This is a genomic window from Magnetospirillum sp. 15-1 (genome assembly GCF_900184795.1).
Lineage (GTDB): Bacteria > Pseudomonadota > Alphaproteobacteria > Rhodospirillales > Magnetospirillaceae > Phaeospirillum.
Window position 1 is genome coordinate 161196 of record NZ_FXXN01000028.1, and the last position, 20555, is coordinate 181750.

Below are 20555 nucleotides of genomic sequence, written 5' to 3' on the forward strand. Positions count from 1 at the left end.
GCCCCTCATGCGCCGGGCGCCGCCGGTGGCGGCTTGGCTCCCGCGCCATAAGGCGCGCGGCCCCTCGGGCCTAGCCGGGTCTCTGCGAGCCCCGGCCTTCCCACCCTACTCAAGCCGCGTCCGACGGCTCCGTCGTCCGGGCGACGGCGGCGGCCAGGTCGGATCTGTCCCATGGCTTGCGCAATATGACCAGATCATCGGCCTCGGGGCTAGTGTCGAAGGAGAAGCCGCTGATCAAAATCACCCGGATGGCGGGGCGTTCGGCCCGAATGCGCGCCGCCAGCTCGGTGCCGCTCATGCCGGGCATGACGATGTCGGAGACCACCAGGGACAGGCCTTCGATCTGGCCGAACAGTTCGGCGGCCTCGTCGCCGCTTTCCGCCTCGACCACCGAGAAGCCCAGATCCACCAACTGGCCGCGCAGCACGGCGCGTACGTCGCAATCATCCTCGGCGATCAGGGCCAGTTGGCCCTGCCAGCGGGACGGCGACAGCGTCGCCTTCTCCTCCTCGTTCTCCACCGCCACCGGCGCGGCGCGGGGCAGCAGGATGGTGACGGAGGAGCCCATTCCCAGGCGGCTGTCCAGGGTGATGTAGCCCTTGGACTGCTTGACGAAGCCGTAGACCATGGACAGCCCCAGGCCCGAGCCCAGGCGCTTGGTGGTGAAGAACGGCTCGAACGCCCGGCTCATGGCCTCGGGGGCGAAGCCGATGCCGTTGTCCGAGACGCGGATTTCCAGGTAATCGTCGGGTTCCACGCTTTCGTCGAAGGTCAGCGGGTCGGTGACCTGACGCAGGCGCACGTCCATCTCCAGCCGCCCGCCGTCGGGCATGGCGTCCCTGGCGTTGAGCGCCAGGTTGATCAGGGCGTTTTCCAACTGGTTGGCGTCGGCGATGGCCCAGCACTCGCCACCCTCGTCGGGGATGGCGATGGTGATGGAGGAGGGCAGCGAGCGCGACAGCAGCACCGAGACCTCGCGCACCAGGGCGCTGACGTCCACCGGCTGCGGCTTCAGGGGTTGCTGGCGCGAGAAGGCGAGCAGGCGCGACGTGATGTCGGCGCCGCGCCGGCTGGCGCGCACCGCCGGCTCCAGATAGGAATCCAGCCCCTCCACCTCGGCATAGCGGTCGCGCGCCGCCGCCAGATTGCCCAGGATCACCGACAGCAGGTTGTTGAAATCGTGGGCCAGTCCGCCGGACAGCTGGCCCACCGCCTTCATGCGCTGGGCCTCCATCAACTGCGCCTCGGTGGCCTTTTCCGCCGAGACGTCCAGCGCCAGCACGAACATGGCGGTCACCGCCCCGTTGGCCGCCAATTGCGGAATCAGGGTGTTCCTTGTGGTGACCATATGGCCGTCGGGATGGGGGAAGGAGTAGGTGAAGGTGACTTCCTCGCCCGCCCAGGTGCGCTCCATGTGGGGCTGGATGGAGTTATGGGCGAAGCGGCCGATGGCCGATTTGAGGTCGCGGCCGATCAGCTTGCCGGCGTCCTGGCGGACCAGTTCCGCCCAGCCCCGGTTGACGAAGTGGATGATCTCGTCGCGCCCCAGATAGGCGATGGCGGCCGGGATGGCGTCGAGAATCAGGCGGCGGCGGGTCTCGGCCTCCTCCAGTTCATTGGTGCGCTCCCGCACGCGGGTATCCAGCGTCAGGATGTCGTCCTTGACGCGGCGCACCATGCCGTCCAGGGCCTCGGCCAGCAGGCCGATCTCGTCGTCGCGGCGGATGCCGCTCTGGGCGTCCAGATTGCCGGCCTGCACCTGCTCGGCGGTCTCGGCCAGCCGGTTCAGGGGGCGCATCAGCCAGTCCACCGCCAGATAGCCCATGGCGCCGGCCACCACCATCAGGGCCAGGGCGATGGTCACCAGCCGGTTACCCAGCACCGCCGACGAGCGCTTCAGCTCGTCCACATAGACCGACGAGGCGATGTACCAGTCGAAGCCCTTGAAATGCCGGACCCAGGAAATCTTTTCATAGGCGTAATTACCCGGATCGGAAGGCTTGTCCCACAGATAGGTCAGCGGCCGGTCGCTGTCGGCCGCCGCCATCAGTTCCTCGGCTATGGGCCGCCCGGTGGCGGGGTCGATCCGGGTGCCGAAATCCTGCCCCTCGATATTGGCGTTGGGGTGGATGATCATCGTCTTGGCCGCATCGAAGATGTAGACGTAGCCGGTCCTGGCGATGCGGATGTTGCGCAGCGCCTGACGCAGGTCGTCGATGGCCTCGGCCTTGCGGCGCTCCACCTCGCGGTCGATGTCGTCCAGATAGGCGCCGGTGCCGATCACCAGGCCGCGATGGGGCATGTCGATGAAGTAGGAGAGCTTCTCGCTGGTCCGCGTCTCGCCCAGGCGCTGCCAGGGATAGGTATGGAAGCCCTCGCCCTTCTCCCGCGCGATGGCGATGATGGTCGGCAGGATGGCGCGGCCGTCGGCGCCCTGGACGCGCGAGGCGTCGCGGCCCTGGAACTCGGGATCGGGATGGGAGCGGATCACCGAGCTGTAGTCGGTGACCCAGATGTAGTCGTTGTTGCCGTACTTGAAGGCGCGCAATCCGTCGAAGGCCAGCCGGCGGGCCTCGGCCTCGCTGATCTCGCCCCGGTCGGCGCGGGCGAAGACGTGGTCCAGATACGAGGCGGCCAGGGACACCACGTTCTTCAGTTGCGCCTTGTAGGATTCGACGGTCATGGCCCGGCGGTCTTCCAGGCTGCCGTCGATCTTGCCGGCCATGACGAAGACGTTGTCCAAGATGGTGCGGCTGGCGTTCAGCTCGATCTCGTAGGCCTTCTCCTCGATCAGCGGCACCGAGAAGACGTAGATGGCCGCCGCGAACAGCGCCACGGCGGCGAGAATGGCCGAGAACAGCCGGAAGAACAGGCGCGAGCGGATCATGGTGCGATCATTTCAAACCCGGCGCTCCGGCTCAACCGCGCTTTGTCTCCGCATGGCTGCGTCCCGGCTACAATTCGTAACGATTGGGGAAAAATTCGGCAAAGCTCCTTTGATAGGTGGGGTGACCAAAGAAAACCTCCGGAGGGGACATGTCCGACTCAACCACCTATGAACGGGTTCGCCAGAACCCGAAATTCCATGAACTGGTCAGGAAGCGCACCCGCCTGGCGGTCACCCTGTCGGTGATCGTGCTGGGTGCCTATTACTGCTTCATGATGATCGTCGCCTTCGCGCCCGAGATGCTGCGCACGCCGCTTTCGGCGGGCTCCAACCTGACCGTGGGCGTGCCGGTGGGCGCCGCCATCATCGTCGTGTCGTGGTTGCTGACCGGTCTTTACTCCCACTTCGCCAACGGCGAGTTCGAGGAACTGAACAAGGAAGTGGTGCGCGAGGTACTGGAATAATGAATAGCTTTATCATTGCCCCTCGCCGGGCGGGCGCCTCCGCGCCCTTGGCCGCCGCCTCAATGGCGGCTGTCGGCCGTACGGCCTCCCTGATTTCCCTCGCCGTGGCGGCCCTGCTGGTCGCCGCGCCCGCCCTGGCCGGTCCCGGTGATCTCGGCGGCTCCGAGAAGCAGCCGATCAACGTCACCGCCATCGCCATGTTCTTCGCCTTCGTGATGGGCACGCTTGGCATCACCTACTGGGCGTCCAAGCGCACCAAGTCGGCCGCCGATTTCTACACGGCGGGCGGCGGCATCACCGGCTTCCAGAACGGTCTGGCCATCGCCGGCGACTATATGTCGGCCGCCACCCTGCTGGGTCTGTCGTCCATGGTGTTCGCCACCGGCTTCGACGGCTTCATCTACACCATCAGCTTCTTCGTCGGCTGGCCGATCATCCTGTTCCTGCTGGCCGAGCGTCTGCGGAACCTGGGGCGCTATACCTTCGCCGACATCGCGTCCTACCGCCTCGACCAGTCCAAGGTGCGCACCTTCGCCGCCATGGGCTCGCTGACCGTGGTGTGCTTCTACCTGATCGTCCAGATGGTCGGCGCCGGCCAGTTGATCAAGCTGCTGTTCGGCCTCGACTATGCCGTGGCGGTGATTATCGTCGGCGTGCTGATGGTGGTCTACGTCACCTTCGGCGGCATGATCGCCACCACCTGGGTGCAGATCATCAAGGCCTGCCTGCTGTTGGGCGGTGGTGTGCTGCTGTGCGCCCTGGCGCTGTCCAAGTTCGGCTTCAGTCTGGAAAACATGGCCGCCAAGGCGGTCTCCACCCACAAATCGGGCGTCAAGATCATGGGGCCCGGCACAATGCTGGCCGATCCGGTCTCGGCGGTGTCGCTGTCGCTCGGTCTGGTGTTCGGCACCGCCGCGCTGCCGCACATCCTGATGCGCTTCTTCACCGTTCCCAATGCCAAGGAAGCGCGTAAGAGCGTGTTCGTGGCCTCGGGCTTCATCGGCTTCTTCTTCCTGATCGTCTGCGTCCTCGGTCTGGCGGCGGTCAGCATCGTCGGTGCCGACCCGCAGTTCTTCGAAGGCGGCAAGGTGGGTGGCAAGCTGCTGGGCGGCGGCAATATGCCCGTGATGCATCTGGCCAAGGCGCTGGGCGGCGACATCTTCCTGGGCTTCCTGTCGGCGGTGGCCTTCGCCACCATCCTGGCGGTGGTCTCGGGCCTCGCCCTGGCCGGCGCCTCGGCCATCGCCCATGACATCTATGCCCGAGTGATCCGCAAGGGCCACGCCACCGAGGCCGAGGAGATGCGCGTCTCCAAGCTGGCCTCGCTGGTCCTGGGCGTGCTCGGCGTCATTCTCGGCATCATGTTCGAGAAGCAGAACGTCGCCTTCCTGGTGGGCCTGACCTTCGGTATCGCGGCCTCGGCCAACTTCCCGGTGCTGTTCCTGTCCATGTACTGGAAGGGCCTGACCACCCGCGGCGCCCTGTGGGGCGGCATCGCCGGCCTGGTGTCGGCGGTGACCTGCGTGGTGCTGTCCAAGGCCGTGTGGGTGGTGGTGCTGAACAACCCGGCGCCCATCTTCCCCTACGAGCATCCGGCCCTGTTCTCCATGACCCTGGCCTTCTTCGTCACCATCGTGATTTCCAAGCTCGACGGCAGCGAGACGGCCAAGGCGGAGCGGGCCCTGTTCGAGGACCAGTACGTGCGCGCCCAGACGGGAATCGGCGCGGCTTCGGCTTCCAATCACTAGTGGTCCGATCCGGCCGGCGATGCCGCCAGCCGGTGAATCGGCCCGCCAAAGCAATCGGTTACCTCCCGCAAACTGCGAGCCCCGCCGGAGTTCTTCTCCGGCGGGCTTTTTTTTGAGCATTGCCCGTTGACAAGGCACTCCCGGCACCGGAAATATCGGCCCCGCGCGGGATTGCGGCGAGCGGCCCGGCATCAGGCTTCCTGGCTGGGGGATAAGGTCATGCGCATTTCCTTGACGGCTGTCGCGTTGTCGCTGATTGCTGCCGTTGCGTCGTCGGTTTCCGGCGCCCAGGCGGCGGAAGACAAGGTGCTGAACGTCTACAACTGGTCGGACTACATCGCCGCCGACACGCTGGAGAAGTTCACCGCCCAGACCGGCATCAAGGTCAATTACGACGTCTACGACAGCAACGAGGTGCTTCAGGCCAAGCTGCAGGCCGGCAAGTCGGGCTATGACGTGGTGTTTCCCTCGGCCTCGCCCTTCCTTGCCAACCAGATCAAGGCCGGCATCTACCAGAAGCTGGACCGTTCCAAGCTTTCCAACTACGGCAATCTGGACGCCCAGGTGATGGTGACCCTCAATCGGGCCGCCGATCCCGGCAACCTCTATGCGATTCCCTACGCCATCTCGGCCAGCGGCTTCGCCTACAACGTGGACAAGGTCGCCAAGGCGGCGCCGGGCATGGCCCTGGACAGTTGGGCGGCGCTGCTCGATCCGGCCCAGGTCTCCAGGCTGAAGGGCTGTGGCGTCAGTCTGCTGGACGCTCCCACCGAGGTGTTTCCCGCCGCCCTGGTCTATCTCGGCCGGAACGGCGCCTCGCTGGATTCGGCCGACCTGAAGGCGGCGGCCGAGGTGGTGACCAAGGTCCGCCCCAACATCAAGTATTTCCACTCGTCCAAGTTCATCAACGATCTGGCCAACGGCGACATCTGCATGGCGCACGGCTATGTGGGCGATCTGGTCCAGGCCCGCAACCGCGCCCAGGAAGCGGGCAAGGGCGTCAACATCAAGATCGTCATTCCCAAGGAAGGCGCCGTGGTCAATATCGATTCCATGGTCATTCCCGCCGATGCGCCCCATCCCGACAATGCCCACCGTTTCATTGACTTCCTGATGAAGCCCGAGGTGGCCGCCGGCTTCACCAACACCACCGGCTACGCCAACCCGGTTTCCGGCTCCAAGCACCTGATCAAGAAGGACATTCAGAATGATCCGGTGATCTTCCCCGCCGACGAGGTGGTGGCCAAGGAGTTCCAGGTTCCCCCGGCGGACATGGCGAAGGAGCGCGAGCGCACCCGTCTGTGGACCACCGTCAAGACAGGTCGCTGAGGGTATGTCCCAGGCGGCGGGCAAACGGGAGGTCGTGGCTCCCTGGAATGATCCCCAGGCGGTTCCGCTGATCCGTTTCGAAGGAATTTCCAAGCGGTTCGGCGATTTCGTCGCCGTCGAGCACGTGGACCTCGCCATCTTCAAGGGCGAGTTCTTCTCGCTGCTCGGCGCCTCTGGCTGCGGCAAGACCACGCTGCTGCGCATGCTGGCCGGCTTCGAGACGCCAACCACCGGGCGCATCCTCATCGACGGCCAGGACGTCACCACCGTCCCGCCCTACGAGCGGCCGGTGAACATGATGTTCCAGTCCTATGCCCTGTTCCCCCACATGAGCGTGGCCGACAACATCGCCTTCGGCCTGAAGCAGGACGGCCTGCCCAGGCCGGTGATCCGGGACAAGGTGGCCGCCGTCCTCGACCTCGTGCAGATGGGCCGCTTTTCGGGGCGCAAGCCGCACCAGTTGTCGGGCGGCCAGCGCCAGCGCGTCGCCCTGGCCCGCTGCCTCGCCAAGGAGCCCAAGGTGGTGCTGCTGGACGAGCCGCTGGCGGCGCTGGACAAGAAACTGCGCGAAGCTACCCAACTGGAGCTGGTCAACATTCAGGACCGCGTCGGCATCACCTTCGTCATGGTCACCCACGACCAGGGCGAGGCCATGACCATGTCCTCGCGTATCGGCGTGATGAATGCCGGGCGGATCGAGCAGGTGGGCGGTCCGGTCGACATCTACGAATATCCCGGTTCGCGCTTCGTCGCCGACTTCATCGGCGCCGCCAACATGTTCCAGGGCACCGCCAAGGGGGGCGAGGGGGCTTTGGCCGTCGCCTGCCCCGAACTGGAGCACGACCTGTCGGTTGCCGGGGCCGGCAAGGTGGCGGCCGGCGCACCGGTCACCGTCATGGTTCGCCCCGAAAAGGTGATGATTGTCCGGGACAGGCCCGAGTCCGGCCTGAACTGGGCCGAGGGCGTGGTCAGCGACATCGCCTATCTCGGCGACGTCTCCATTTACCATGTGCGCCTCGCCTCGGGCCGCAAGGTGCAGGCGCTGCGTACCAATCTGCATCACGGCGAGGAGAGCCGGCTGACCTGGGAGGACCGGGTGTTCCTGGCCTGGCATCCCGCCGATTCCCTGGTGCTGACCAAATGAAGAGCCTGCTGGAGGGCAGGGGAGGCCGCTTCCTGGTGGGGCTGGCGCCCTATGCCTGGCTGCTGCTGTTCTTCCTGGTGCCTTTCCTGATCGTCCTCAAGATCAGCCTGTCCGAGCCGCAGATGGGCATTCCGCCCTACATGCCGTTGGTCGACTGGGCCGAGGGGGCTTTCAAGGGCACCCTGGCCGGTTACCGGACCCTGCTGGGCGACGATCTTTATCTGCTGGCCTATCTTGGTTCGCTGCGGCTGGCCGGCATCTCCACCCTGGGCTGCTTGGCTCTGGGCTATCCCGCCGCCTATGCCATCGCCCGCGCCCCCCGTCACCGCCGGCAGGCGCTGCTGATGCTGGTGGCGCTGCCGTTCTGGACCTCGTTCCTGATCCGCGTCTATGCCTGGATCGGCATATTGAAGAACGAGGGGCTGCTCAACATGGCGCTGATGGGGATGGGCGTCATCACCGAACCGCTGCAGATCCTGGAGACCGACACGGCGGTGGTCATCGGCATGGTCTATTCCTATCTGCCGTTCATGATCCTGCCGCTTTACGCCACGCTGGAAAAGATGGACCTGTCGCTGCTGGAGGCCGCCGCCGATCTGGGCTGCCGCCCGTTCAAGGCGTTCCTGGCGGTCACCCTGCCGCTCAGCATGCCGGGGATCGTCGCCGGCTGCATGCTGGTGTTCATTCCGGCGGTGGGCGAGTTCGTCATTCCCGATCTGCTGGGCGGTCCCGATACCCTGGTGATCGGCAAGGTGCTGTGGGCCGAGTTCTTCGACAACCGCGACTGGCCGACCGCCTCGGCGGTGGCGGTAGCCATGCTGGTGCTCCTCGTGGTGCCCATCATGGTGTTCCAGCACTTCGAGGCCAAGCGGGCGGAGCGCGAGGAATGAACAATCGCGGCTTCGCCCTCTACACCGCGCTGGCGCTGGTCTACGCCTTCCTTTACCTGCCCATCGCGCTGCTGGTGATCTACTCCTTCAACGCCTCCAAGCTGGTGACGGTGTGGGGCGGCTTTTCCACCAAGTGGTACGGCGAGTTGCTGAACGACCATCAGGTGCTGGACGCCGCCTGGCTGTCGCTCAAGATCGCCTTCGTCAACGCCTGCCTCGCCACCCTGCTGGGCACCCTGGCGGCGGTGGTGCTGGTGCGCTTCAAGCGCTTTCCCGGCCGTGCCCTGTTTACCGGCATGGTCTCGGCCCCCCTGGTGATGCCGGAGATCATCACCGGCCTCGCCCTGCTGCTGCTGTTCGTCGGCATGGAGAATTTGCTGGGCTGGCCCGACGGGCGCTCCATGACCACCATCGTCATCGCCCACATCACCTTCAGCCTGTCCTTCGTCACCGTGGTGGTGCGCTCGCGCCTGTCCCAGATGGACCGGTCGCTGGAGGAGGCGGCCATGGATCTGGGTGCCCGGCCACTGACCGTGTTCCTGCGCATCACCCTGCCGATCATCGCGCCGGCCCTGGCGGCCGGATGGCTGCTGGCCTTCACGCTCTCGGTGGACGACGTGGTGATTTCCGCCTTCGTCTCGGGGCCGGGCGCCACGCCGTTGCCCATCGTCATCTTCTCCAAGGTGCGCCTGGGGGTCAGCCCGGAGATCAACGCCCTGGCCACCATCGTGGTAGCGCTGGTGGCGCTTGCCATCGCCGTGGCGGGCCGCGTGATGATGACCAGGGAGAACCAGGGCGGGTGATGCCGCTGGCCGTCGTGCTGACGGCCTTGTTCGCCTCAGCATTGACCAAGCCGCTGGCATCGGTGGGCTGCCGCCCCCCCCCCATCCGTCCGGAGGGAAATCCTCTGAACCTTCTCTCAATCCATAAAGAAGAAGGGTTCGGGAAGCATGTCCCCCGATCGGGGGCTGGGGCGGAAGCCCCGTTTCCGCTCCCCTAGAATTCCTTCTGAACCTTGGCCCGCAGTTCCGCCGAGCGGGGGCTTTGGGTGTCGAGGGTTCCGTCGCTGCTGCCCATGCGGATGGACTCGGCCACGGCGCCCAGGCATTGCTCGTTGCGCAATTCGTACTGGTCCAACTGCCACGAGGCGTTGCGGTTCTCGCTCATCAGCATGGCCGCCTCGGTCTGCAACTGGGTGGCCTCGGCCGCCAGGCGGGCGGCATTGGCCGCCGACTTGGCGGTGGGGGTGGAGGCGCCGGCCGCCGCCATCTGGGCGGAGGACGCGGTACGGTCGTCACCCTTCAGCCAGATATGGGCCCAGGCCTTCCAGGGAGCGGCCGCCTCGACGTCCAGGGCGTAGAGGACGGCGTAGGCTACCGCCTGGGTGACGGTCAGGTCCTCGGTACTCATGACTCTGATCCTCCGGCCGCCGGAGCCTCGGGGGCGGCGCGGCGCTTGACGGTCTTGGGATCGACGGTGATGGGGCGGTAGATCTCGATGCGCGCCCCTTCCTCCAGGACGGCGTCCAGTGCGGCGGCCTTGCCGAAGATTCCGACCTTCTGGGTTTCCAGATCGATCTCGGGGAACTGGTTGAGGATGCCCGATTTCTCGATGGCTTCCTTGACCGTGGTTCCCTCCGGCACGTCGATGGACAGCCACGACTGGCGGGAGGGAAGGGCGTAGACGACTCCGATCTTCATGACTCTCGTCTCTCCCTTAGACGCTGTGGGCGCCGGCCATCTTGATCTCCTTGCCCGAGGCAAGATCGATCAGACGCTTGGCCACCACCATCAGACCGGCGATCAGGAAGCCGCCCGGCGGCAGGATGAGGACCAGGATACCCCAATCGGCCGGCATGACGCGCAGTTCCATGAAGTGGGCCCAGTTGCCCAGCAGCAGGGCGGCGTCGGCGAACAGGGTGCCCTGGCCGATCATCTCGCGCACCGCGCCGATGGCGGTCAGCGCCAGGGTGAAGCCGATGCCCATGAACAGGCCGTCGAGGAAGGACGGCAGCACCGGCTCCTTGGCGGCAAAGGCCTCCAGGCGGGCCAGCGGCAGGCAGTTGGACACGATCAGCGGAATGAACAGGCCCAGCACCTTATAAAGCTCGTGCATCCAGGCGTTCATCACCAGATCCACGAAGGTGACGTTGGCCGCCACGATCAGGATATAGACCGGGATACGCACCTCGTGGGTGACGTAGTTGCGGAACATGGCCACCATCAGGTTCGAGGCGGCCATCACCGCCGCGGTGGCGAGGCCCATGCCCAATCCGTTGGTGGCGGTGCCGGTCATGGCCATGGTCGGGCACATGCCGAGCAGCATGCACAGCACGCCGTTGTTTTCCCACAATCCGTCCTTGATGATCCGTCCGTAGCTTGCAGACATCACTTCTTCTCCATCATGCGGGAGGAATTGGCGGCGAAGAATTCCAGGCCGTGGCGAATGCCGCCCACCACGGCGCGCGGCGTGATGGTGGCGCCCGAGAACTGGTCGAACTGGCCGCCGTCCTTCTTGACCTTCCACTTGTCCACCGGCGGATTGCCGAGCGACAGGCCGGTGAAGCGGGTGATCCAGTCGGTCTTGGCGGCGTCGATCTTATCGCCCAGGCCGGGCGTCTCCTTATGGGAGATGACGCGCACGCCCAGCAGCTTGCCGTCGGGGGCGACGCCGATCATCAGCTTGACCGGGCCACCATAGCCGCCCGAGGCATCCATCTCGAAGGCCACGCCGGTGACCTCGCCGCCCTTCATGGCGCGGTAGACCACCGTCTCGGCCGGGGCGCCGTGGCCGCCCGCATTGGGACTGGGCAGCTTGATGGCGTCGTTGACCGGGTTGTTGTCATGGATGGATTTCGGGATGACCTGGCCCAGCGAGTTCATCTTGTCCTCCAGGGCGCGGTCCTTGATGGGCGCCTTGGTGATGTCGTCGGTGAGCGCCAGCGCGATCCCGAAGCCGGCACAGAAGGTGCCCAGGATGGTGGCGTGGACCCAGGTGGGCCGGATCGCTTGGCTCATTTGTCCCCCCTGGCCGGCAGAGGCTCGCCCTTGCGGGTGCGCCCGAAGACGCGCGGCCGGAAATGTTGATCGAGAATGGGCGTCAGCGCGTTCATCAGCAGCACGGCGAAGGCCACGCCCTCGGGATATCCGGCGTAGGTGCGGATGATCCAGGTGAGCAGGCCGACGCCGAAGCCGAAGGCCAGTTGGCCCGACTTGGACACCGGCGAGGTGACGTAGTCGGTGGCGATGAAGAAGGCGCCCAGGAACGACGCGCCCGACAGCAGGTGGAACATGCCGCTGGCGTGCCGCGCCGGATCGACGGCGTTGAAGACGGTCCCCATCAGGAACAGGGTCGCCAGCATGGCCACCGGAATGTGCCAGGAGATGATCTTGCGCCACATCAGGAACAGGCCGCCCAGCAGGATCAGCGGCACCGCCGTCTCACCCATGGAGCCGGGATGGAAGCCGATCATCATGTCGCCCAGGCTGGGGACCGAGGCCAGCGACTGGCTGACCGGAGTGCCCTTGGACAACTCGGTCTTGATGAAGCCCAGCGGCGAGGCGGTGCTGATGCCGTCGAGCGAGAAGCCGCGCCCGAAGGTGATGTTGAACGCCTCGGCCAGGGAGGGGGAGCCGGGGGTGAACAGCGGCTTGGGTGTCACGAACGAGGTCATCTGCAGCGGGAAGGAGACCAGCACCACCACGCGGCCGACCATGGCCGGGTTGAAGACGTTCTGGCCCAGGCCGCCGAAGGCGTGCTTGGCGAGGCAGACGGCGAACACCGAGGCCACCACGGCGACCCACCAGGGCGCCCACGGCGGCAGCGACAGGGCCAGCAGCCAGCCGGTGATCGCCACCGAGCCGTCGCCCAGCGCCCGGTCGGGATTGCCGCCGCTGATGCGCACGCAGGCCGCTTCGCACAGGGCGCAGGCCGCCATGGTGACCAGGAACAGGAAGATGGCGGGAAGGCCGAACAGCCACAGATTATACAGCGTCGCCGGCGCCAGGGCCGCCAGGACCGTGAACATGGTCCGGGAGACGTTGTTGGGGCCGTGGGTGAACGGTCCGCTCTTGTCGATCACGATACTCATGCGTTGGCCCCGCCTGCGGAGTTGGTTTGTGCCTGAGCAGCCGCCGCGGCCGCCTCGGCGGCTTCCTTGGCGGCCTTGGCCTTGGCGGCGGCTTCGCGCTTGGCCTGGGCCTGACGCTCGAGGCGGGCGTTATGGGCCTCGACCAGCGCCTTGGTCTGCTCGTTCTTGCGCCGCTCGCGGTCCAGCGCCGCGATCTTGCCCTTGGCGTAGTTGAAGTAGTGGACCAGCGGAATGTGCGACGGGCAGATGTAGGAGCACGAGCCGCACGACACGCAATCCTGCACGCCGATCTTGGCGGCGAGGTCCAGCTTGTCGTTCCTGATGTAGCTGGCCATCTCCACCGGCACCAGACCGCACGGGCAGTAGGTGACGCACGAACCGCAACGGATGCAGGGGCTGGAGGCGTGCTCGTTGGTTTCCTTCTGGGTCAGCGCCAGGATGCCGGAGGTGCCCTTGACCACCGCCACGTCCAGTGACGGCAGCGGCTGGCCCATCATGGGACCGCCCGAGATGATGCGCCTGGCCTCCTTGGTGACGCCGCCGCAGAAATCCAGCAGTTCGCTTACCCGAGTGCCCAGCGGCACCTCGATATTCTTGGGCTGGACGACGGCCCCGCCGCTCACCGTCACGACGCGCGACAGCAGCGGGCGGCCGAGGCGCACCGCCTGATGCACGGCGCGCGCGGTGGCGACGTTGTGCACCACCACGCCCACATCGGCGGTCAGCTTGCGGGCGGGAGTCTCGCGGCCGGTGACCGCCTGGGTCAGGTGGCGTTCGGCGCCCATGGGGTACTGCACCGGCACGCCGACCACTTCCACGTTGGGCTGGGTCGCCGCCACCGCTCTCAACGTCTCGATGGCCTGCGGCTTGTTGTCCTCCACGGCGATGATCACCTTGGGGGCGCCGAGCGCATGGGCCATGATGCGGGCGCCGTCCACCACCTCGGCGGCGAATTCGCGCATGACGCGGTCGTCGCAGGTCAGGTAGGGCTCGCACTCGGCGCCATTGAGCAGCAGGATTTCCAGCTTGTGCTGGTTGCCCAGGCCCAGCTTGACCGCCGAGGGGAAGGTGGCGCCGCCCATGCCGACGATGCCGGCTTCGGCGACGCGGGCCTTGATCTCGTTGGCCGAGGCGGCGAAGGGATCATTGATGGCGGGCATAAGCTCGCCCCATTCGTCCTTGCCGTCGGAATCCAGCATGATGGTCAGGGTCGGCAGGCCGGACGGGTGCGGCGCGGTCATCTCGGTGATGGCGGCGATGCGGCCCGAGGTGGGGGCGTGCACGGCGGCCGAGATCGCCCCTTGCGCCTTGGCCAGCAACTGGCCCTTCTTGACCAGGTCACCGGCATTGACGGTGGTGTTGGCCGGCGCCCCCATGTGCTGCTGCAGCGGCAGGTAGAGCGTCTTCGGCAGCGGCAGGGCGACGATGGCCTTCTCGCTCGTCAGCTCCTTGCGGTATTCCGGGTGGATGCCGCCCAGGATGGGAAACAGTTTCATCGACCGTCTCTCCTCAATGAGCCGCATGCTCGCCTGGCTTTTGCCAGTGCCAGGCTGCGATGGTTTGCGGAATGGGGCGCATCTCGATGGCCTCGGTGGGGCAGATCTTGAAGCACTTGGAACAGGCGTGGCAGGCTTCGGCGATCACGGTGTGCAACTGCTTGGGGGCGCCGACGATGGCGTCGGAGCCGCACTCGCCGATGCAGCGCAGGCAGCCGATGCACAGGTCCTCGTTGATGAAGGCGACACGGGGGCCGACTTCCTCGTGAGCATCGGCATCGGCGTGCACCCCCAGCTTCTTGGCCAGGGCTTCGATGGTGGCCTTGCCGCCGGGTGCGCACAGCGTGATGGGCGTGTCGCCCTTGGCGAGCGCGGCGGCGTACTGGGCGCAGCCGACGAAGCCGCACTGGCCGCATTGCGAGCCGGGCAGCAGGTTCTGCAGTTCTTCCTCGATGGGATTGGTGGGCACGGCCAGGAGCTTGGCGGCGGTTCCCAGAACCGCGCCCAGCGTCACACCCATCACCGCCAGACTTCCGACATCCAACAACATGACAGGCAACCTCCTAATTGGTGCTCATACCGGAAAAGCCCATGAAGGCCAGGGCCAGCAGGCTGGCGGTGATGAAGCCGATGGGCGGACCGGCGAACAGACGCGGCACCTCGTTGAGCGCGATACGCTCGCGCAGGCCGGCGAACAGCACCATGACCAGCGAGTAGCCGAGCGACGAGGCCAGGGCGAACAGCGTGCTCTCGATGAAGTTCATCTTGCCTTCGACCAGCAGCAGGTTCACGCCCAGCACGGCGCAGTTGGTGGTGATCAGCGGCAGGTAGATGCCCAGCATCTGGAACATGGCCGGCGAGACCTTGCGCACCACTGCCTCGGTGAACTGCACGGCCGCCGCGATGACCAGGATGAAGGCCACGGTGCGCAGATAGCCCAACTCGTAGGGCTCCAGCAGCGCCTTCTCCACACCCCAGTCGATCATGGCGGAAACCGTGATGCAGAAGGTGGTGGCGGCGCCCATGCCGATGGCGGTGTCCACCCGGGTGGTGACGCCCATGAAGGAGCACAGGCCCAGGAACCGCATCAGCACGACGTTGCTGACCAAAGCGGCGCTGATGATCAGCAGAAGGTAATGTTGCATCGGGTGCTTCCCCCTTTACCCATGTTCCGTGTGGCACGAGGCATCCGGCGGCGCCTCGAAGGCGCGGCGCAGGAAGCGGGGGGTCAATACCCCCCGTGCCGAAAGAATGCCGGAGATGATCCGGGCGCCGAACAGCCCGACCGCCAGACCGCCGACGGCGCCCAGCGCCGCCATGGAATCGGCGCGGCCGATTTCCTGTCCCGCGATGCCGCCGATCAGCAGAGTGACCAGCGGCAGGCCGTAGGCGGTGAGCGCCCCGGTGGTCAGGGTGTTCTCGCGCACACCCACCACCACCCGTTCGCCGACCGCGAGGCCAAGGTCGCCGGGCAGGGCGAAACGCTTGGCCATCTGGCGCGCCGAGGGGTCTCCCACCTGCTTGCCGATGCTGCACAGGCCGGCCGAATGGCAGCCGCCGCAGCTCGGCGCTTGCTCTGGCTCGGCCCAGGCCTTGCCGCCGCTGATGGCGACCACGCGGGCGAAGCCCTCGACCATGTCGCGGCCATCGGCGTCCGGAAAGAAGGATTCCGGCGGGGTGGAGGACTCGGGGGTGCTCATCACCAGACTCAGGCCGTCACCGTCGCGATAACGCCCTGGGGCGTGACGAAGAAGGCCTTCTCGGCGCCGCCCGCCCGCAGAATCTGCTGGCGCTTGTCTTCCGGCGCCAGGATCAGGGTGGTGGCCAGGCCGTCGGCGATGGTGGCGTTGTCGGCAATCACCGTCACACCCAGCTCGGCCGGGGCGGTACGCCCGGTCTTGGGGTCGATGATGTGGGTGAACTTGCCGGCTTCATCGAAGATGGTGCCGTAGCCGCCCGAGGTGGACACGCACTTGTTGACCACGTCTACCGAGGTGATGGCCTTGGTGTTGTCCGCCGGGTTGGCGATGCCGATATGCCAGGCCGAGCCGTCGGGCTTGGCTTCCATGGCGCGGGGCTCGCCCATGTCCACCAGCATCTGGGAGAAGCCGTGGGCGCGCAGCACGTCGGCCACCTTGTCGGTGATATAGCCCTGGGCGCGGGCGTTCAGCGTCAGCGCCATGCCCGGCTTGGCCAGGGAGACGCGGCGCGACGCGGCGTCGATCTCGATACCCTTCCAGTCGACCAGGGTCAGGGCGGCGTCGATGTCCCTTTGGGCCGGGCCGTTGGGGTCGGGATTGGCGGCGGTGAAGTGGCTGAAATACAGCTGCCACACCGGCTGGATGGTCGGATCGAAGGCGCCGTCGCTGATGGCGGCCAGGCTCTTGGCGTGGGCGACCAGTTCGACGAATTCGGCCGGCGCGTCGTCCAGCTTGCCGTCGCGGTTCAGCGCCGACAGGGCCGAATCGGCGCGATAGATGCTGAAGATGGCTTCCAGCCGGGCCAGTTCGTCCTGCGCGGCGGTCAGCGCGGCGCGGGCCTTGGCCTCGTCGGCGGCGAAAAGCTGAATGGTGGAGGGCGCGCCCAGCGTCGTCCCTTCCCAGCGGACCAGGCGGGCCTGGGCGGCATTGGCCTTCATCAGCAGCGGCAATCCGGCGGCCGCGGCCAGAATGGTGATGGCGCGACGGCGGGTGATACGAACGGTCATCGAGCCTAAGCCCTCCTTCGGGTGAAACTTCCGGGCGCCCAAGGCCAGACCCGGTTCGGGGCCTGTTCCCGTGGTCCCGCCAAACTCCTTAGCAAGACCCGCGCCACAAAAGTATAATTGCTCAAAAAAACGCCACATAGATGGTATGCGAGGACATCGCCCACATCAAGAGTGTGTGTTTTTAAATACGCATTGCAATACCAAATTTGGGGGATGGCGGAAAATAGCCGTTTTTTAAGCGATACGCGATAATTTGCCAGGGTGTAACGGGTCGGCTATGGCCTTTAGGCGGCAGAAAAAATTCCGCCTCGCCACGCCGCCGTCGTTGTCGCAAGTGCGACATGGACGGGGGATTTTCCTTTCAAATGTCGTGCCCTCTCCATAGGTATGGGGTTGTCCTATCCTTTTGTGCTTGGCAGGGGTGGGGTTTGATGGTAAGTAGAAATCCGCAACGACCTGTGCCCATGGGGCCGGGTCCTTTTTTTTGCGGTGTAGGAATATACCGCCGCGATCCCAACCCGGGGGGGTAGGGGAGAGCGGTAAAGGGGGGAGCTTTTCAGGCTTCCCCCTTTATCTTTGCGCACCAGCCGATCCAGGCTTGCCGGAAGAACGCTTCCACCGCCGCCACATGGGCCGCCCCGTCGCCGATTCCCCGTTTCATGGCGGGGCGCAGGGCATGGCGCAGGCGCGTCAGGCGCGGGGGATCGCCGGCCAGGGCGACGGCGAGGTCCTCATAGGCCGCCATGTCCGGGCGGGCCAGTTCCGTTTCCATCCCCATGGCCGAGAGCAGCGCCAGGGTCTGGCGCCAGAACGGGCGCGGCCCCGGCAGGGTGACCACCGGCACGCCCATCCACAGCGCCTCGCACGAGGTGAAGGCGCCGCAATAGGGGAAGGGGTCGAGGCCGATATCCACCTCGCGGTATTCGGCCAGCAATTGCTCGGGCGGCGAATTGCCGCGCAACTCCAGCCTTTCCGGCGCGATGCCGTGGGCGGCGAAGGCATCGCGGAAGCGCTTCGCCACTTCCGCCTGGGCGAGATGGGGCCATTTGAGCAGCAGGCGGCTGGCGGGAACCCGTGACAGGATGCGCGACCACGACCCGATCACCGCGTCGTTCAGCTTGGCGATATTGTTGAAGCTGCCGAAGGTGACGAAGCCTCGGGCCAGCATCGGCGGTTCCGCCGGTTCGGGGGTGTCCGGCCCCTGGTAGCACAGGCGCGAGCCGGGCAGCAGCGCCACCGTTTCGCGGAACCAGGCTTCGGCCTCGGGCGGCACGGTGGCACGGTCCATCAGGGTGTAGTCCATGGTCGCCAGCCCGGTGGTGAAGGGATAGCCCAGCCAGCTCACCTGTACCGGGGCGGGCTTGGCGGCGAACAGGCCCAGCCGGTTGCCCGCCGTCTGGCCGTCCAGGTCCACCAGGATGTCGATGCCGTCGTCTTGGATCAGCCGGGCCAGCCCGTCGTCGTCCAGGCCGGCGACATCGCGCCAGAGATGGGCATTGCCCCGCAATTCCCCGGTGACGTCGTCACCACCCGGCCGGGTGGCGTAACAGGCGGCGAAGATGCGGCCGCGGTCGTGGCCCTTCAGCACCGGACGCATCAGCAGACCGAGGGGATGGCGGCGGAAATCGGCGGAGACATAGCCGACGCGGATCACTCGGCCCGGTTCCGGCGTATTGGCATATTGGGCTGGAACCGGCACGCGGTGGCGGTTCATGACCTGTCGGTGGGCCTGTCCGATCTCCTCGCCGCTCATCTCGAGGAGGTAATGCAGGCAGTTGAGGTAGTTGGATGCCGCCTGAACCAGCCGGGAATCCATGTTCCAGGCGGCACGGTAGCAGGCGGCGGCCTCGGCGGCGCGGCCCTCGCCATAGAAGGCGTTGCCCAGGTTGTAATGGGCGGCGGCATGGCCGGGGCGCAGGGATATGGCTGCGCGCAAGGAATCCTGGGCCGCCCTGATGCGCCCCGCCTGCTGCCGCATGGCCCCCAGATCGGTCAGCAGCCGCCAGTCGCCGGGGGCCAGACGCACCGCCGCTTCCATGCTGTCGGCGGCTTCGGCCGCGCGGCCCAGGGCGTCCAGGCAGCGGGCCAACTGGGCGTGCGCCAGAGATAATTGGGGCAGTAATTCGGCGGTGCGGCGGTAGCAGGGCTCGGCCTCCGCCGCCCTGTCCAGGCGCATCCTGGTATTGCCCAGGTTGAACCAGGCGGGGGCCAGACCGGGAGAAAGGGCGGCGGCGCGGGCGAAATCCGTTTCCGCCTCCTCCAGCCGGCCAAGGTCGCTGAGCAGATCGCCCCGGTTGCACCACGCTTCCGCCAGATCGGGCGCCAGATCGAGGGCACGCCGGTGCAGCTCCAGGGCGGTATCGGCCTGACCGCGCTGCTGGGCGATCACTCCCAGATTGGTCAGGGCCCTGGCGGCCAGGGGCGACGGTTCGACAATGCGGTGATAAAGGGATTCCGCCTCTTCCACGCGGCCCTGGTTGTGCAGCGCTTCGGCCTGTTGGAGCAGCAAGGCGGGGTCCGAGGTCATCACCGATTTATCCCGGTGGCCTCCGCCCGCGTCAAGCTCACACCACGCCCTTGTCGCGCAAGGCGGACAGCGCGGCCGCATCCAGGCCGAGCAGTTCGCCCAGCACCGCATCGGTGTGCTCGCCCAGGAGCGGCGGCCCCCGGTCGTAGGATACCGGCGAATCCGACAGGCGCAGCGGGCTGGCCACGGTGGGGACCGTTCCGGTCAGGGCGTGGGGAACCTCCTGGCGCAGGTGCCGGGCCTGGGCCTGGGGATCGGCGAACACCTTGTCCATGGTGTTGATGGGGCCACAGGGAATCTGGCGCCGCTCCAGAGCCTCCAGTAACTGGGCCGAGGTATGGCGCCGGGTCTCGGCTTCCAGCAGCGGGATCAGCACGGCGCGGTGCTCGACGCGGGCGCGGTTCAGGGTGAAGCGCTCGTCCGCCGCCCATTCCGGATGGCCCAGTTCGTCGGCCAGCTTGGCGAACTGGCCGTCGTTGCCCACCGCGATGATCAGATGGCCGTCGGCGGTGGGAAAGGCCTGATAGGGGACGATGGCGGCGTGGCCGTTGCCGGCCCGGCCGGGGGCGTTGCCGCTGACCAGACAGGTCATGGCCTGATTGGACATCATGGCGACCTGCACGTCCAGCAGCGCCATGTCGATGTACTGGCCGCGCCCGGTACGGTGGCGCTGGTTCAGCGCCGCCAGCACGGCGACGGTGGCGTGCAGTCCGGTGGACAGATCGGCGATGGCGATGCCGGCCTTCTGTGGCCCGCCGCCGGGCAGCGTGTCCTTTTCCCCCGTCACGCTCATCAGCCCGCCCATGGCCTGGATCATGAAGTCGTAGCCGGCGCGCGGCGCATAGGGACCGTCCTGGCCGAAGCCGGTGATGGAGCAATAGACCAGCCGGGGATTGACCGCCGCGAGCGACTCGTAGTCCAGGCCGTACTTCTTCAGCCCGCCCAGCTTGTAGTTCTCCACCAGTACGTCGGCCTGGGCGGCAAGGCGGCGGATCAGTTCCTGGCCGTCGGGGCTGGCCATGTCGATGGTCACCGAGTGCTTGCCCCGGTTGGCCGCCAGATAATAGGCGGCGTCGCCCTTTTCCCCCGTCCGGGGATCGGCCAGGAAGGGCGGGCCCCAGCCTCTTGTGTCGTCGCCGGAACCGGGCTTTTCCACCTTGATCACCCGGGCGCCCAGATCGGACAGCATCTGGGTGCACCAGGGACCGGCCAGCACGCGGCTGAGGTCGAGGACCAGGATGTCGTCGAGGGCCCGCATGGAATGCTTCCTTAC

Annotated in this window: 19 protein-coding genes; 6 read left to right on the forward strand and 13 right to left on the reverse strand. The window is 66.6% G+C overall.

What is annotated here, in order from left to right; translation table 11 throughout:
* Positions 1-109: 109 nt before the first annotated feature.
* Entirely contained in the window at positions 110-2887 is a 2778-nt protein-coding gene (locus CP958_RS22025) for a cache domain-containing protein (RefSeq protein WP_096704357.1), read from the reverse strand.
* A 149-nt stretch (positions 2888-3036) separates the two neighbouring features.
* Between CP958_RS22025 and CP958_RS22030 the strand changes: the two genes are divergently transcribed.
* The 6 genes from CP958_RS22030 to CP958_RS22055 all read left to right on the forward strand — a co-directional run bounded on the left by CP958_RS22030 (position 3037) and on the right by CP958_RS22055 (position 9265).
* Positions 3037-3351 (forward strand): DUF485 domain-containing protein, encoded by a 315-nt coding sequence (locus CP958_RS22030; RefSeq protein WP_096704358.1) that lies wholly within the window; start codon positions 3037-3039, stop codon positions 3349-3351.
* Positions 3352-3413: 62 nt separating this feature from the next.
* A complete protein-coding gene (locus tag CP958_RS22035; protein WP_096704989.1) occupies positions 3414-5099 on the forward strand; it encodes a cation acetate symporter in 1686 nt (561 codons plus the stop codon).
* A gap of 219 nt (positions 5100-5318) precedes the next feature.
* Positions 5319-6428 (forward strand): polyamine ABC transporter substrate-binding protein, encoded by a 1110-nt coding sequence (locus tag CP958_RS22040; RefSeq protein WP_096704359.1) that lies wholly within the window; start codon positions 5319-5321, stop codon positions 6426-6428.
* A gap of 4 nt (positions 6429-6432) precedes the next feature.
* The gene (gene potA / locus CP958_RS22045; protein ID WP_096704360.1) at positions 6433-7572 is read left to right on the forward strand and encodes a polyamine ABC transporter ATP-binding protein; all 1140 of its coding nucleotides are present in this window, start codon (positions 6433-6435) and stop codon (positions 7570-7572) included.
* Complete coding sequence (locus CP958_RS22050; protein WP_096704361.1) at positions 7569-8462, forward strand: ABC transporter permease subunit; 894 nt, start codon at positions 7569-7571, stop codon at positions 8460-8462. The genes potA and CP958_RS22050 overlap by 4 nt, the downstream gene beginning before the upstream one ends.
* Positions 8459-9265, forward strand: a complete 807-nt coding sequence (locus CP958_RS22055) for an ABC transporter permease subunit (RefSeq protein ID WP_096704362.1) — start codon at positions 8459-8461, stop codon at positions 9263-9265. The genes CP958_RS22050 and CP958_RS22055 overlap by 4 nt, the downstream gene beginning before the upstream one ends.
* Positions 9266-9458: 193 nt before the next feature.
* Here CP958_RS22055 and CP958_RS22060 read toward each other — a convergent pair whose 3' ends face one another.
* The 12 genes from CP958_RS22060 to CP958_RS22115 all read right to left on the reverse strand — a co-directional run bounded on the left by CP958_RS22060 (position 9459) and on the right by CP958_RS22115 (position 20540).
* On the reverse strand, positions 9459-9872 hold the full coding sequence (locus CP958_RS22060) for a hypothetical protein (protein ID WP_096704363.1): 414 nt from the start codon (positions 9870-9872) through the stop codon (positions 9459-9461).
* Positions 9869-10162 (reverse strand): RnfH family protein, encoded by a 294-nt coding sequence (locus CP958_RS22065; protein WP_096704364.1) that lies wholly within the window; start codon positions 10160-10162, stop codon positions 9869-9871. The genes CP958_RS22060 and CP958_RS22065 overlap by 4 nt, the downstream gene beginning before the upstream one ends.
* A gap of 16 nt (positions 10163-10178) precedes the next feature.
* On the reverse strand, positions 10179-10850 hold the full coding sequence (locus tag CP958_RS22070; protein WP_096704365.1) for an electron transport complex subunit E: 672 nt from the start codon (positions 10848-10850) through the stop codon (positions 10179-10181).
* Positions 10850-11479, reverse strand: coding sequence for an electron transport complex subunit RsxG (gene rsxG, locus CP958_RS22075; RefSeq protein WP_096704366.1), 630 nt, complete (start codon positions 11477-11479; stop codon positions 10850-10852). Before rsxG ends, CP958_RS22070 begins: the two co-directional genes overlap by 1 nt.
* Positions 11476-12552 (reverse strand): RnfABCDGE type electron transport complex subunit D, encoded by a 1077-nt coding sequence (locus tag CP958_RS22080; RefSeq protein WP_096704367.1) that lies wholly within the window; start codon positions 12550-12552, stop codon positions 11476-11478. Before CP958_RS22080 ends, rsxG begins: the two co-directional genes overlap by 4 nt.
* On the reverse strand, positions 12549-14048 hold the full coding sequence (gene rsxC, locus CP958_RS22085) for an electron transport complex subunit RsxC (protein WP_096704368.1): 1500 nt from the start codon (positions 14046-14048) through the stop codon (positions 12549-12551). The genes CP958_RS22080 and rsxC overlap by 4 nt, the downstream gene beginning before the upstream one ends.
* Positions 14049-14061: 13 nt before the next feature.
* Entirely contained in the window at positions 14062-14598 is a 537-nt protein-coding gene (locus tag CP958_RS22090; protein ID WP_096704369.1) for an RnfABCDGE type electron transport complex subunit B, read from the reverse strand.
* A 13-nt stretch (positions 14599-14611) separates the two neighbouring features.
* A complete protein-coding gene (rsxA, locus tag CP958_RS22095) occupies positions 14612-15193 on the reverse strand; it encodes an electron transport complex subunit RsxA (RefSeq protein WP_096704370.1) in 582 nt (193 codons plus the stop codon).
* Positions 15194-15208: 15 nt separating this feature from the next.
* Positions 15209-15748: a SoxR reducing system RseC family protein gene (locus CP958_RS22100; RefSeq protein WP_096704371.1), complete on the reverse strand. Its 540-nt coding sequence runs from the start codon at positions 15746-15748 to the stop codon at positions 15209-15211.
* Positions 15749-15756: 8 nt separating this feature from the next.
* Positions 15757-16755 (reverse strand): FAD:protein FMN transferase, encoded by a 999-nt coding sequence (locus tag CP958_RS22105; protein WP_096704372.1) that lies wholly within the window; start codon positions 16753-16755, stop codon positions 15757-15759.
* A gap of 556 nt (positions 16756-17311) precedes the next feature.
* On the reverse strand, positions 17312-19282 hold the full coding sequence (locus CP958_RS22110) for a tetratricopeptide repeat protein (RefSeq protein ID WP_242443069.1): 1971 nt from the start codon (positions 19280-19282) through the stop codon (positions 17312-17314).
* 37 nt (positions 19283-19319) lie between these two features.
* Positions 19320-20540 (reverse strand): CaiB/BaiF CoA-transferase family protein, encoded by a 1221-nt coding sequence (locus tag CP958_RS22115; RefSeq protein ID WP_096704373.1) that lies wholly within the window; start codon positions 20538-20540, stop codon positions 19320-19322.
* Positions 20541-20555 lie beyond the last annotated feature (15 nt).

Bases quoted from the DNA above. Each gene is read 5' to 3' on its own strand.
- CP958_RS22025 (WP_096704357.1), bottom strand. From the start codon at position 2,887: ATGATCCGCTCGCGCCTGTTCTTCCGGCTGTTCTCGGCCATTCTCGCC.
- CP958_RS22105 (WP_096704372.1), bottom strand. From the start codon at position 16,755: ATGACCGTTCGTATCACCCGCCGTCGCGCCATCACCATTCTGGCCGCG.
- rsxC (WP_096704368.1), bottom strand. From the start codon at position 14,048: ATGAAACTGTTTCCCATCCTGGGCGGCATCCACCCGGAATACCGCAAG.
- CP958_RS22030 (WP_096704358.1), top strand. From the start codon at position 3,037: ATGTCCGACTCAACCACCTATGAACGGGTTCGCCAGAACCCGAAATTC.
- CP958_RS22035 (WP_096704989.1), top strand. From the start codon at position 3,414: ATGGCGGCTGTCGGCCGTACGGCCTCCCTGATTTCCCTCGCCGTGGCG.
- rsxG (WP_096704366.1), bottom strand. From the start codon at position 11,479: ATGAGCCAAGCGATCCGGCCCACCTGGGTCCACGCCACCATCCTGGGC.
- potA (WP_096704360.1), top strand. From the start codon at position 6,433: ATGTCCCAGGCGGCGGGCAAACGGGAGGTCGTGGCTCCCTGGAATGAT.
- CP958_RS22090 (WP_096704369.1), bottom strand. From the start codon at position 14,598: ATGTTGTTGGATGTCGGAAGTCTGGCGGTGATGGGTGTGACGCTGGGC.
- rsxA (WP_096704370.1), bottom strand. From the start codon at position 15,193: ATGCAACATTACCTTCTGCTGATCATCAGCGCCGCTTTGGTCAGCAAC.
- CP958_RS22065 (WP_096704364.1), bottom strand. From the start codon at position 10,162: ATGAAGATCGGAGTCGTCTACGCCCTTCCCTCCCGCCAGTCGTGGCTG.
- CP958_RS22070 (WP_096704365.1), bottom strand. From the start codon at position 10,850: ATGTCTGCAAGCTACGGACGGATCATCAAGGACGGATTGTGGGAAAAC.
- CP958_RS22115 (WP_096704373.1), bottom strand. From the start codon at position 20,540: ATGCGGGCCCTCGACGACATCCTGGTCCTCGACCTCAGCCGCGTGCTG.
- CP958_RS22040 (WP_096704359.1), top strand. From the start codon at position 5,319: ATGCGCATTTCCTTGACGGCTGTCGCGTTGTCGCTGATTGCTGCCGTT.
- CP958_RS22080 (WP_096704367.1), bottom strand. From the start codon at position 12,552: ATGAGTATCGTGATCGACAAGAGCGGACCGTTCACCCACGGCCCCAAC.
- CP958_RS22050 (WP_096704361.1), top strand. From the start codon at position 7,569: ATGAAGAGCCTGCTGGAGGGCAGGGGAGGCCGCTTCCTGGTGGGGCTG.
- CP958_RS22055 (WP_096704362.1), top strand. From the start codon at position 8,459: ATGAACAATCGCGGCTTCGCCCTCTACACCGCGCTGGCGCTGGTCTAC.
- CP958_RS22060 (WP_096704363.1), bottom strand. From the start codon at position 9,872: ATGAGTACCGAGGACCTGACCGTCACCCAGGCGGTAGCCTACGCCGTC.
- CP958_RS22100 (WP_096704371.1), bottom strand. From the start codon at position 15,748: ATGAGCACCCCCGAGTCCTCCACCCCGCCGGAATCCTTCTTTCCGGAC.
- CP958_RS22110 (WP_242443069.1), bottom strand. From the start codon at position 19,282: ATGACCTCGGACCCCGCCTTGCTGCTCCAACAGGCCGAAGCGCTGCAC.